Genomic DNA, 11827 nt, shown 5'->3' on the forward strand with positions numbered 1-11827 from the left:
GTCAGAAAGTAAAAAAGTAAAATGATTGTAGCTGATAAAAAAAGAGAACAAATTATTGACGGGGCGATCAAACGTTTCAGCCATTTTGGGATAGGTAAAACAACCATGAATGATATTGCTGAAGATCTTTCCGTATCTAAACCCTCTCTTTATTATTATTTCCCAGATAAGAAAAGTTTGATAGTTGGTGTAATTGAAAAGGTATTTACAGATTATTTCGACTTATTAAAAAAGAAATATAATCCAGATGCACCTTTAGAAACTGTTTTATTTCAAACCATAGAGATTAGAAACACCTTTTTCATGAAATATTTTATGTTAAGAATTTCAGAAGGACTACCTGATATTTTTAATGATGACTCCATGAAGAAAAAACTAACGGCACTAAAAGATTCGGAAAAAGTTTTTTATGCAGAGATTTTTGAAAGAGCACAGCAGAAGGGTGAGATTAAACATGAAAACATGTCGCACGTTGCAGAACTCTATCTGGAAAGTTTAATGGGTTTAACCAATATGTGCATTATTGAGCTGGGTAAAGATTTACTTCCTGATAAAAAAGCAGTAAATAAAATGAAACAGAAACAGAAAGATCTCTCTTCAATTTTTGCTAAAGGCTTAGGTTGTTGAGAAAGGAGCGGAAAGCTGAAAGACTAAAGCAGAAAGCTAAAAGGCGACACGATAGGCTTAGCACTTAATAATAAAATTGAGGCGATTAAATAATTGGTTTTATTATACCAAAGTAAAAAAATAGTAACAGATAAGGAACCCCTAAAAAACACAATACATTATGCTTAGAGTAAAAATGGTAAAATTGATGCTCGTCCTGATGATCGGCATGGCTTTACCACAGTTGGTGTCTGCTCAGCAGCAGATTACCCTTAAAGAGGCGCTAACCTATGCGCTTCAGAACAATACCAATGTTCGTAAATCAAAATTGGATATTGAAAATGGAAAATACAAGGTTCAGGAAGTAAGGGCACAAGCTTTACCACAAATTACAGGCAATGCAGGCTTAACCTACAACCCAATTATTGGCCAGTTAGTTGCAAACTTTGGTGGTCAAACACAAGCGATTAAATTAGGGCAGAACTGGAATTCTTCTGCTGGCGTACAATTTTCGCAACAGTTATTTAACCAACAGGTTTTTACCGGCTTACAAGCCGCCCGATCAAGTGAGGAATACTATAACCTGACTTCTCAATTAACAGAAGAACAGATTATAGAATTAGTTGCTAACAATTATTATCAGGTATTGGTAAACAGAGAGCAATTGAGTGTGATTGATACCAATATTAAAAATGTTAAAGTGGTAGAAAAAATTGTATCCAATCAATATCAAAATGGCTTAGCCAGAAAAATTGATGTAGACCGGATTAATGTTAACCTCACCAACTTAACTACGCAACGCGAACAAACAGTTAATGCCATAACACAATTAGAAAATCAGTTAAAATTTTCAATGGGCATGCCTGTTACCACTCCTATTGAGTTACCAAAAGCAGAATTAACAAATGTTTCTCAATTGCCTGAATTTGCAGAAACCATTGATTTTGGCAACCGGACGGAAGTGAAATTATTAGATACACAAGATAAGCTTTTATCGCTTCAACGAAAAGCTTATGTGGCTGAATACTACCCTAGCCTATCCTTAACTGGAAATTATACTTATTCCAGCCAAAGTGATGGCTTTGATTTCCTTTCCTCAAATGCGGCCTCTATTGGCTACGGCGCATCTGCGATTGGTTTAACCTTAAAAGTCCCAATATTTAATGGCTTTCTAACCCGTTCAAAAGTCCGTCAGGCAGATGTAGAGATCAGAAAAGCAAAAGAAGATAGAAAAGAATCTACCAATTCGCTAAATTTAGCTTATGAGAATGCAAAGATTCAACTTCGTAATAACTTAAACACAATCGTTTCTCAACGTAAAAATGCCGAACTGGCACAGGAAATTTATAAAAGCACACAGAATAACTACAATAATGGCTTAGCGACTTTAACTGATTTGCTGGATACAGAAAACTCCCTCACTCAGGCACAGAATAGCTACAACCAGGCACTATTAAACTATAAAGTTGCCGAAATTCAATTAATCAAATCAAACGGAAATATTAAATCGCTAGTACAATAGAAATGAAAAGAATAATTACCATAATTGTCATTATTGTTGTTGCCCTGGGTGCAATAGCCTATGTTTTAACCAACAATAAGAAAAAGAACGAGGCCAAAACGGCTTACATTGCTGAAGGTGGTGGTGCAGTTGCTGTACGTGTGGCTACTGTAGAGAAAAAAGTTGTTGATGTAGATTTTGTGGCGAACGGAAACTTCGCACCGAAACAAGAATTAAACTTCTTATCAGAAAATGCAGGTCGTGTAACTAAGATCTATGTAGATGAGGGTGATAGAGTAACTAAAGGCCAGCCATTGGCACGCCTTGATGCCGAAATCATTAATACAGATAGAGAAACTGCTGAAGCTACTTATCAAAATGCCGTTAGAGATGAAGCCAGATACCAAAGCTCATTTCAAACCGGTGGTGTAACTCAACAACAATTGGATCAGGCTAAGCTAGCCACCAGAAATGCAAAATTACGCCTGCAGGCTTCACAAAGAAAATTAAGTGATGCAAATATTAAATCTCCAATCAATGGTATTGTAAATAAAAGATACATTGAGGTTGGTGCATTTGTTACCGCACAAGGCACACAGTTATTTGAACTGGTTGATGTTTCTAAATTGAAACTTAAAGTAAGCGTAAATGAATCTCAGGTTGCAAATATTAAAATTGGTGATCAGATCAGTATAAAATCAACCATTTTCCCTAATGAGAAATTTTCTGGTAAAATTACCTTTATTGCTCCAAAAGCTGATGCTACATTAAATTTCCCAATCGAAATTGAGGTAACCAACAACACTAAAAATAGCTTAAGAGCAGGTATGTACGGAACAGCTGTATTTAACTTCCCTAAACAAGCACCAAGTATCCTGATCCCACGTACTTCTTTCGTAGGTAGTGTAAGTAGCAATCAGGTATTTGTTTATGATAAATCCAACAACACAGCTAAGGTACGCAAAGTAGTTTCAGGACGTATTTTAGGCGATAATGTGGAAATTATTGAAGGCTTAAACGAAGGTGAAACTGTAATTACCAGTGGCCAGATCAATTTAGCTGAAGGTACTGCCGTAAGCATTGTTAAATAAGCTGAAAGTCTAAAGTCATTAGTCAGAAAACGCGGTGGCTAAACCACCAGTATAAAAAATAAAAATGAAAATAACAGACATTTCTATAAGAAGGCCCTCGCTGGTAATTGTGGTTTTTACCGCACTTACGCTTCTGGGGCTATTAAGTTACTTTTCGTTGGGTTATGAATTATTACCAAAATTCTCAAACAACGTAGTATCCATCTCAACCATCTATCCGGGTGCCTCTCCTGCCGAAGTAGAAAATACCGTAACCAAGAAAATTGAGGATGCGGTATCTTCAATGGAAAATATTAAAAAAATCAATGCCGTATCATTTGAAAGTTTATCAACAGTAACTATTACCTTAACAGATGCGGCGAATATTGATATTTCCTTAAATGATGCACAGCGTAAGGTAAACGCCATTCTTTCGGATTTGCCAGAGGATGTTAAAACACCATCATTGAGTAAATTCTCGCTGGATGATTTACCGGTTATCACCATGACTGCATCTGCAAATATGGATGATGTGTCTTTCTACGATTTAATTGATCAAAGGATTGCCCCGGTAATTTCAAGGGTAACCGGTGTTGCACAAGTAAATTTGGTTGGGGGTTCAGAAAGAGAAATTAGAGTAATGCTTGATGCGAATAAATTGCAGGGATATAGCCTTGCTGTTCCGCAGGTGCAACAAATGATTTTAAGCTCTAACTTAGACTTTCCTACCGGAAGTGTTAAAACCGAAAATCAAGATGTTTTAATTCGTTTATCTGGTAAATACAGGAGCATAGAAGAGCTTCGCAATTTAGTATTAACTACATCCAAAGATGGCACTCAAATTCGTTTGGGCGATGTAGCCGATGTACAGGATTCAAAAAAAGAAACCGAAAAATTAGCACGTATTAACCGTCAGTCATCAATTGCTATTCAGATCATTAAACAAAGTGATGCAAATGCGGTAGAAGTAAGTGAAGGTACACATGCCATTATCGAAAAGTTAAAAGCAGAATATGCAGCGAATAAATTAGATATTAAAATTGTGAACGATAGCTCTATTTTCACTTTAGAATCTGCTGACGCCGTTATTCACGATTTAATTTTAGCCGTTATTTTAGTGGCATTTGTAATGCTTTTCTTCCTGCACAGTTTCCGTAATGCATTAATTGTAATGGTTTCCATTCCGGTATCCTTAATTGCTACATTTATAGGTATTAACTTATTTGGCTTTACCTTAAACCTGATGTCATTACTGGGATTATCGCTCGTAGTGGGTATTCTGGTGGATGATGCGATTGTGGTATTGGAAAATATCCAGCGCCACATGGAGATGGGTAAAAATAAAGTTAGGGCTGCTTCTGATGCTACACGAGAGATTGGTTTTACTGTTGTATCCATTACCTTCGTAATTGTAGTGGTATTCTTCCCGATTGCAGTAAGTAGCGGACTGGTATCAAACATCCTGCGTCAGTTTTGTATTGTGGTTATCATTGCCACATTGTTATCATTGGTTGCATCCTTTACTATTGTTCCTTTACTCTTCTCCAGATATGGTAAATTAGAGCACATTGAAGGTAAAAATCTGTTTGGCAGATTTATCCTTTGGTTTGAGAAGCAGCTGAAAAAATTTACCCTTTGGATTACAAGCATCTTAAACTGGTCATTAAATCATAAAGCTTTAACACTCATTATTGTATTTGTGATGTTCCTAAGCTCATGTGGTTTATTAGGTGCAGGTTTTATTGGTTCAGAGTTTTTCCCAAAATCAGATAAGGGAGAGTTTTTGGTGCAAATCGAATTACCTAAAGATGCACCATTAGAACAGACTAACTTTTTTACACAAAGAGCCGAAGCTTACTTAAGCAAACAGCCAGAAATTACTCAGTTGATTACAACCGTTGGTCAGGCCAGTGGTGATATGGGCGGTACGCAGGCTACAGCATATAAATCTGAGATAAACGTAAAACTGGTTGACCGGAAAGAGCGTGAAGGTGTTTCATCAGATGTATTTGCAACGAAAATGAGTCGTGCCTTAGCCAAACAACTGGTTGGTGCCAAGGTAAAAACTGTACCGATTAGTATTTTAGGTATTGCCGAAAATGCACCGATCAGTTTGGTTGTAATGGGCTCAAACTTAGATAGTGCATTAAAATATGCTGAAGGTGCACAAAATGTGCTTAAAACAATTCCTGGTGCTACCGAGATTAAACTATCAGTAGAGAAAGGTACTCCAGAAATTAATGTTCAGGTAGATCGTGATAAGATGTCTGCTGTAGGTTTAACCTTATCTACAGTAGGTTCTACCATGCAAACAGCCTTTGCAGGTAACACAGATGGTAAATATAGAAAAGGCGAATACGAATACGACATTAATATCCAGTATCAGGATTTTAACAGAAAAAATATTGATGACGTTCGTAATTTAATTTTCGTTAACGATAAGGGTGCGCAAATAAAGTTATCACAGTTTGCTGAGATTACAGAAGGTTCAGGCCCAAGTCAGTTAGAGCGTTTAAATAAATCTACCTCGGTATCTGTTCAGGCACAATCAATTGGTCGTCCTACTGGAACGATTGTAGCAGAATTTCAGGAGAAACTGGAACAAATGCAAGCTAACGGCAAACTTAAAGCGCCTGTAGGTGTAAGTTATACCTGGGCGGGAGATCAGGAAAACCAATCAGAAGGTTTCGGAACATTAGGAATCGCTTTATTGGCTTCTTTAATTTTGGTTTACCTCATCATGGTTGCACTTTATGATAGCTTTGTTTACCCACTGGTGGTGATGTTTTCACTTCCGCTGGCTGTAATTGGGGCATTACTCGCATTGGCTTTAACTAATAACTCTATTGGTATTTTCACCATCTTAGGTTTGATTATGTTAATGGGTTTAGTGGCCAAGAATGCAATTATCCTGGTCGATTTCACTAACCAACTGAAAGCTGAAGGTAAAGAAACAAAAGAAGCGCTTGTACTGGCTAACCATGCACGTTTACGTCCCATTTTAATGACCACTATCGCCATGGTTTTCGGTATGCTTCCAATTGCACTGGCAAGTGGCGCAGGTGCTGAATGGAAAAATGGTTTAGCATGGGTTATTGTTGGTGGTTTAACGAGTTCGTTATTCTTAACTTTAATTGTTGTACCGGTAATCTATCTGATATTTGATAGAATTCTTGATAGATTCGGATTCAACAAAAAAGGAAAAACCATTGATGAATTAATGGTTGAACCATATGACCATAAAGATGTATTGGAATACGATTTAGATGCCAAACATTAAAAATAAAGACTAACAATTAATTTAAGGTCGCCTCAAAAAGGCGACCTTTTTTATGCGCTCAAACCAGAGATGGAATGAATTATTTACCTCTATCAAATTCTGGTACAAATGATTATCCCAATCTGGAAATTCGGGATAAATGATCTCGCATCAAACAAAATATTATTCAACATTGTATATTAGTGATATGTTTAAAATTGCCCTATCCCTTATTTTAATCAGCGCTTCATTTATAGTCAAAGCTCAACATCCACCAGTTTTTGATGCAATGACCAGCGACTCTTCATTTGTTAAAGTATCTGATCTTGATATTTCATTGGTGAAATACAGCTATAAACCCAATGGTGTAAAATTTTTAGTGGTCCATGACAATGAAGATACTGGCGTAAAGGCAGGTTTTGATTATATCCGCTGGTATGGCGGAGAACTGATTGATAGTCAATATGGTGGCGTTAGAGATTATACCTTTACCTATATGGATGATCCTTATCGCATAGATCCAAATGCCATCTATACTGAAACTGGTGTAAAAACCCGTTTAAAAAAAGATGCATACAGTTCCAATGAGGTAGAAAAACTTATTCTTAATGCAGGTAAGCAAATTGTTGACTTCTATAATCCAAAGGCAACTGGTTATTTTTTAACCTTACATAATAATGCTGATGGTGGCTTTGGAATTTCATCTTACCTACCTGGCTATGATTTATCCAGCACAGCAGATTCTGTTTTCATTAACTTTGAAATGGATGGTGATGACCTCTTATATGTAACTGAGCCTAGATTATTCACCAGTTTAAAGAAGGCAAACGTAAACGTGATTTTACAATCAAAATTTGCCGAAAATGATGGATCATTATCAGTTTACGCTATGATCAATCACATTCCTTATATTAATGTAGAAGTTCAGCATGGGCACTTGGATGAAAACTTACGATTGATAGAAATTGCCGTTGCTACCCTTAAAGAACATGGTTTAATTAAGAAGGATTACCTGCCAGTACAAAAAGATACTTTGGGGAAAACCACTACTCAATAGCCTTCATTTTGGTGACTAAAAAGCTCACCAGTAAACCGAAAATACCAATTACGGCGTATGAATACCTTAAGCTGGATAGTGCAGAAATGTAACCAATAAGCGGCGGCCCCATTAAAAAACCGAAATAACTTACACTGGAAACCATTGCGATGGCAATTCCGGGCGCTACTTTTCCATTTTTACCGGCTACACTGTAAACTGTAGGTACGATACTAGAAACACCTATACCTACCAACATAAATCCAATAGTTGCCGTTACCACATAAGGCATAAATACAGAAATGAACATTCCTGTGGAGATAATTAAACCACTGATTTGAATGGTTTTTTTCCTGCCAAGCTTTGCTATGATTTTATCACCTATAAAACGGCCTGTAGCCATCATAATCATAAATGAAGCATAACCCAGAATAACCAGTGAGGTTGGTGCTTTCACAATTTCTTTAAAATAAACACCACTCCAATCAAACATTGCCCCCTCAGTTGCCATACTGCAAAAACCAATAATACCCAACTGTAGGAGCGAGCCTTCCGGCATGGTAAATAGTTTCGGTTTGCGCGTTGTTTGGGCGCCTTTGCCAGGTACCAGATGTTTATGGTTTAAAAACACATTAACCCAGATGAGTACAGTAATGATCCAAAAATGATAATAAGGAATCAGGTGCAGGTTAACCATTAATAAACCAACTAAGGCACCCGTAAAACCGGCGATACTCCACGCACCATGAAAGGAAGTCATAATTGGTCGGCCGAAAAGTTTTTCTGCCTCAGAACCTTGTGTATTAACCGCAATATTGCACATATTACCAACAATACCAAACATAAAAAGAAACACTGCTAAATGCCAGGGTGCGGTAGCCAAACCTAAATTACCTAATGCCAGTACGTATAAAGGTGCCGTGATGGTTAATATTTTCTTACTCCCATACCTGGTAACCAATCTACCTGAAATGGGCATGGTAACTAACTGACCTAAGGGTAAGGCGAGTAAAATACTGCCAAGCTGACCATCTGATAAATTCAGTGAATGCTTAATATCCGGAATACGGCTTGCCCAGGATGCAAAAGCAATTCCCTGACCAAAGTAAAAAAGCGAAACGGCTAATCGAATTCTATTTGGAGAGCTTTTGGCTAATACAGGCTGATCATCTATCTGAATATTTTCCTGACTTGCTTTAATTTCTTCCAAATTACTAATTTTTATATGAACGGGTAATACTACTGCAAAGTTCCTTAAATCAATTGAAAAAGTAAAGAAATATTATCATATAGATATCAATTAAACCAAAAAACCCACCAAATGGTGGGTTTTTAATAGACAAGATGGATGTGATTATATCTTATTCGGCTGATAGAACTTAACCATTCCATCACCTTCACTGGCTACAATAAGCATGCTTCTACCATTCGGACTATCTTTTGGTTTTACAAATAACACTCCTTCCGGCGCATCGCCAGTAGTTAATAATTTCACAAATACTGGAGATGTTGGTGTAGTAATATCATAAACTGCAATCAGATCTACTCTTTCCATCCCAATAAAAGCAAGTGTTTTCCCATTCACAACAGCAACAGTTACACCCTCAACTTCTACCCCTTTGTTATCCGAACGTTCATCATCATATTTACCTGCATCAATTACATGTTGCTCTAAATCTTTACCAATATTGGCAACTAACGCACCAGTACTGGCATTCAAAATGCTCAAACTTCTTCCACCAGTGGCATAAAGTTCATCATAATCTCCATCGCCGTCGGTATCACCAAAAGCTTTGGTTACCGTTAGCCTTCCTAAATTTGCATCTAGCTGAAGTGTTGCCGCTGTTGGAAATTTAGTTGGATCAAGCTTTAAACTTTTAACTCTTGCTTCTTCGTCATATCCTTTCCAGGCCCTGGTATCACCTTCATTAGCCAAAGCCAGATAAGAAGTTCCGCCAGTAGTGAAATAGGAAATGGCATCAGGAAGATAGAATGCCTTAATTGGCCAAGTTCCTAAAGCGATTTTACCATCTTTATCACTCACATCAAAAGCATTTTCAGCTAAACTAATATCTCTGGTTCCTAACGGATTGATTTTGGTGATAACGCCTGAAACGATATCCACTTCAGCTACGCCATTATTTTCCTGAAGGGTTACATAGGCTTTTTTTGAATCCGTACTCACGGCAATATATTCTGGTTCAATATCCTGGGCAAAACTTGCATTAGGTCCGTAGATTCTAAAACCACCAGCTACCAGGCTTGCTTTCTGTGATTCGAAAGCAGAAAAATCTAATGTTTTAACGGAATAATTGTCTTTGATATTAACGATGGAAATGGTTCCCTTTGGATCAACTTTATAGTCATCACTCGGCTCTCCTTCGTTTGCAGAAAGGATATAATTTCCATCCGGACTAAACGTAACCATATCTGGCATGGCACCAACAGTGATTTTTTTAACTTCAGATAAGTCTGTTGTTTTCAAAACCACCACATCTCCATTCCCTTGTTTATCAGTACCATCTAATGCAATAGCTAATAAACCATTATTAACGGCAACACTATTGATCCCTGCATTGTTACTGAAACTAAGGGTTTTTAATTTTGTTACTGTTGGATAATTGCTTAGGTCTACCACTTCTACCTTCGCGCCACCTTCATTACTTACTACAAATAGTTTTTTGGTTGATGGATCATAGGCTGAAATTTCTGCTGATGTTTCTCCACCTAAATCAATAGAAGCGATTTCCTTAAAACTGGCTATATCTTCTGCAACAATTGGTTCTTCTATATCTATTGGTTGTGAGGTTTTTTTACAGGCAGTGATTGCCATCGTAGCCATTAATAGCGCTACGAAGAGTTTTTTACAGTTCATGGTTTATTTTTATCTGATCTGCAAAAATAATGGCGAATCAAACGCAAATAAATCATTGCATGTTATGATATTATTAAATTAAACACATAAAAAACCTGCGAGGTTTGGAAAACCTGTGATTACAAGTTTTACATTTGATTTATAAATCTAAAAAATCAGTAACTTATGCGATTTGTTTTTGATGCCAATAAAATCTGTCAACGCATTGTTAATGGTATGGGCAGCACTTCCAGTGTATACTTAAAGATAAGTATTTTTCCGTTTAAAACCTACAGCAACGGCACTTTTTTGAGATTAATTTTTATCTTTAAGCATGGAAGTAATCTGCTTTGAAGACCGGGCGTTTTACGCAATAGTCGATAAACTGGATACCTATATTGATAGCAAAAAACCCCAACTGCCAAGCACCGATAAATGGATATGCCTCCATTGCCAGTTATATCCCTAACCACTCTATCTGCATCTTCTTTACTTGAGGCATAATTTACAACAACCTTTCAGATACCTATTTTCACGTTCTGAGATCTAAATATTTATTTGTTGCCGATATACAACATTGGGTTGACAAACTTGTCATAATAATTAGTGCTATGAAAGTATTCCGCTAGGGTACATAAATTATTATAAAATCAATTAAATGAAAAAGTGTATTTTAATTCTAAATTCAATGTTTTTAACATTACTAATCCTTACATCTTGTAAGAAGGAAATTAGCAAAGATGATCTGTTGGTAAAATCAGCTAATGTGTCATCAAAACAGTCTACAAAAATTTCTAAGAAAGATTATGAATTACTCAAATCTAATCCAGACAACATTAAGTTATTTGATAGCCTAATGAAGGCCAATAAATTAAAAGTTAATAAATTGGCTAGTACCTCATCAGTAGCAAATGCTGATGATGATTCCGGACTTTACGAGGACGGTGATGACGATGTTTATTATCTTTTCGATAATCCTGGCTATCTTTATTTTGCAAGCGAGGCTATGGGAGTGAGGTATGATGTTACTGCAGACTTTGCTTTTGTTAAACGGAGAAATACACTTATTACAAAAATACCACTTACGTATAGTATGAAAATGAGTGACCTTAACCCAATGGTGAGTGGTCCTGTGGTTGCTTACTTAATCGGCCCAGCGGTAGGTGAAATAGAAAGACCTGCTCAGCCATATGCAAATGTTTCTCAACCATCATTTGGAAGATTAAAAGGCAATGCTGCTGGTGATATATTGGAGAAAAGAACTATAATCAGAACAACAGACGGTAAAACCTTAGTTAAAGGCGGCTTGAAGGCTGACACCTATGAAGCAGGCACCGAAATATCACTCGGTATTTCAGTAGAGTGGGCACGTAATTCAGTTTCTTTGTATCGTTTTGACCTTAATTTTGATATTGATTTTGATCAGGATATGAATGGCGCTAATCCAAGAACCCGATTAAATGGTACGGCTGTATGTCAAGGTCTTCAAGCAAATTAAAAT

Annotated in this window: 8 protein-coding genes; 6 read left to right on the forward strand and 2 right to left on the reverse strand. The window is 36.8% G+C overall.

From position 1 onward, the window contains the following. Positions 1-21 precede the first annotated feature (21 nt). The 5 genes from AN34_RS16840 (at position 22) to AN34_RS16860 (ending at position 7493) form a co-directional block, all read left to right on the forward strand. Positions 22-627, forward strand: coding sequence for a TetR/AcrR family transcriptional regulator (locus tag AN34_RS16840; protein ID WP_029287270.1), 606 nt, complete (start codon positions 22-24; stop codon positions 625-627). Between the two features lie 160 nt (positions 628-787). Then, positions 788-2128 carry a TolC family protein gene (locus tag AN34_RS16845; RefSeq protein WP_029287272.1) on the forward strand — a complete coding sequence of 447 codons (1341 nt, stop codon included), beginning with the start codon at positions 788-790 and terminating at the stop codon, positions 2126-2128. A gap of 2 nt (positions 2129-2130) precedes the next feature. Beyond that, positions 2131-3198: an efflux RND transporter periplasmic adaptor subunit gene (locus AN34_RS16850; RefSeq protein WP_029287274.1), complete on the forward strand. Its 1068-nt coding sequence runs from the start codon at positions 2131-2133 to the stop codon at positions 3196-3198. Between the two features lie 64 nt (positions 3199-3262). Then, a complete protein-coding gene (locus tag AN34_RS16855) occupies positions 3263-6457 on the forward strand; it encodes an efflux RND transporter permease subunit (protein WP_029287276.1) in 3195 nt (1064 codons plus the stop codon). 187 nt (positions 6458-6644) lie between these two features. Continuing rightward, complete coding sequence (locus AN34_RS16860) at positions 6645-7493, forward strand: hypothetical protein (RefSeq protein WP_029287278.1); 849 nt, start codon at positions 6645-6647, stop codon at positions 7491-7493. Here AN34_RS16860 and AN34_RS16865 read toward each other — a convergent pair. Together AN34_RS16865 and AN34_RS16870 are read right to left on the reverse strand one after the other, a co-directional pair. Then, positions 7483-8682, reverse strand: coding sequence for an MFS transporter (locus AN34_RS16865; RefSeq protein WP_051666694.1), 1200 nt, complete (start codon positions 8680-8682; stop codon positions 7483-7485). The genes AN34_RS16860 and AN34_RS16865 overlap by 11 nt on opposite strands. 144 nt (positions 8683-8826) lie before the next feature. Further along, a complete protein-coding gene (locus tag AN34_RS16870) occupies positions 8827-10347 on the reverse strand; it encodes a choice-of-anchor I family protein (protein WP_029287282.1) in 1521 nt (506 codons plus the stop codon). 667 nt (positions 10348-11014) lie between these two features. Here AN34_RS16870 and AN34_RS16875 point away from each other — a divergent pair. Continuing rightward, positions 11015-11824 carry a hypothetical protein gene (locus AN34_RS16875; RefSeq protein ID WP_029287284.1) on the forward strand — a complete coding sequence of 270 codons (810 nt, stop codon included), beginning with the start codon at positions 11015-11017 and terminating at the stop codon, positions 11822-11824. The last annotated feature ends 3 nt before the right edge of the window (positions 11825-11827 follow it).

Origin of the sequence: Pedobacter sp. R20-19 (assembly GCF_000708265.2) — a bacterium.
Lineage (GTDB): Bacteria > Bacteroidota > Bacteroidia > Sphingobacteriales > Sphingobacteriaceae > Pedobacter.

Bases quoted from the DNA above. Each gene is read 5' to 3' on its own strand.
- AN34_RS16845 (WP_029287272.1), top strand. From the start codon at position 788: ATGCTTAGAGTAAAAATGGTAAAATTGATGCTCGTCCTGATGATCGGC.
- AN34_RS16860 (WP_029287278.1), top strand. From the start codon at position 6,645: ATGTTTAAAATTGCCCTATCCCTTATTTTAATCAGCGCTTCATTTATA.
- AN34_RS16855 (WP_029287276.1), top strand. From the start codon at position 3,263: ATGAAAATAACAGACATTTCTATAAGAAGGCCCTCGCTGGTAATTGTG.
- AN34_RS16850 (WP_029287274.1), top strand. From the start codon at position 2,131: ATGAAAAGAATAATTACCATAATTGTCATTATTGTTGTTGCCCTGGGT.
- AN34_RS16840 (WP_029287270.1), top strand. From the start codon at position 22: ATGATTGTAGCTGATAAAAAAAGAGAACAAATTATTGACGGGGCGATC.
- AN34_RS16875 (WP_029287284.1), top strand. From the start codon at position 11,015: ATGTTTTTAACATTACTAATCCTTACATCTTGTAAGAAGGAAATTAGC.
- AN34_RS16870 (WP_029287282.1), bottom strand. From the start codon at position 10,347: ATGAACTGTAAAAAACTCTTCGTAGCGCTATTAATGGCTACGATGGCA.